Source organism: Nonomuraea sp. NPDC046570, from assembly GCF_040645915.1.
Classification (GTDB): Bacteria; Actinomycetota; Actinomycetes; order Streptosporangiales; family Streptosporangiaceae; genus Nonomuraea.
Genome location: NZ_JBEYZF010000116.1, coordinates 1 through 1,125, shown reverse-complemented (window position 1 = coordinate 1,125; position 1,125 = coordinate 1). Strand labels below are relative to the sequence as shown.

General features: G+C 67.6%; 1 protein-coding gene. It reads left to right on the top strand.

Going from position 1 to position 1,125, the window contains the following annotated elements; translation table 11 throughout:
• Positions 1 to 100: 100 nt before the first annotated feature.
• Positions 101 to 1,125 (top strand): transposase (locus ABZ911_RS43155; RefSeq protein ID WP_358070530.1); only part of this gene is annotated, 1,025 nt, incomplete at its 3' end.

The window sequence follows — 1,125 nt, the reverse complement described above, 5'->3', positions numbered from 1 at the left end:
CTAGGTGACTGGTGTTTTTCTGACGATCTCGCGGTGACCTTTCTCCGTATGCCAGGGTGATCGATGTTGTTGGTCGCCGGGAGCGGGGAGAGGTTGAGCGATGGCAGTGGGCCAGACGCCGATGCAGCCGGGGTTGCTCTCCTCCACGGTGGGTTTCTGCGAGGGGCGGCTGGCGCCGAACTCGATCTACGCGGTGTTGCACCGTGAGTGCCGGAGTCTGTTTCCGGATGAGATGTTCGCCGACTTGTTTGCCGAGGACGGCCGCCGGTCGGTACCGCCGATGATCGTGGCGGTGGTGATGGTGCTGCAGCGACTGGAAGGGCTGTCAGATCGCGAGGCGGTCGATCGGTTCGCCTTCGATGTTCGGTGGAAGTACGCCGCCGGCGGGCTGGATTTCGACCATCCGGGGTTTGTGCACACCGTGCTGGTGGACATGCGCGCCAGGTTGGCGGCCTCGGATCGGCCGGAGCGGATCTTCGAGCGGACCGTGGAGGTTGCCGCCCAGGCCGGGCTGGTGGGCCGCAAGCGGGTGCTGGACTCCGTGCCGATCTACGATGCGGTGGCCACCCAGGACACCATCACGCTGATCCGCTCGGCGATCCGGGGCCTGCTGCGGGCGGCCGATCATGTGCTGCGGGCCGACCTGCGGGCGGTGGTCTCCAGCGGGGACGCCTACACCGACCTCGGCAAGCCGGTCATCGACTGGACCGATGCGGCTGAGCGGGAAGCGTTGATCGATTCACGGGCGCGTGATGGATATATGTTGCTGACCGTGCTGGATGGTCGCGAGCTGGCCGAAGAGGTGAGACAGGCCGGGTGCCTGCTGGCGATCGTGCTCGGCCAGGACCTGGAGCAAGGCCGGGACGGGGTGTTCCGGATCGCCCGCAAGGTTGCCCGGGATCGGGTGATCTCCACGGTGGATCCCGAGGCCCGGCACGGGCACAAGACCGTCCAGCGGGGGTTCGACGGCTACAAGGGGCACATCGCCGAAGACCCTGACAGTGAGATCATCACCGCTACCGTGGTCACGGCGGGCAACCGAGGTGACGCCGAGGCCGCCGCCGGCCTGATGGCCGACCTGCCGCTCCAGGCCGAGACCGGGCAGGCCGAGACCGGGCAGGCCGA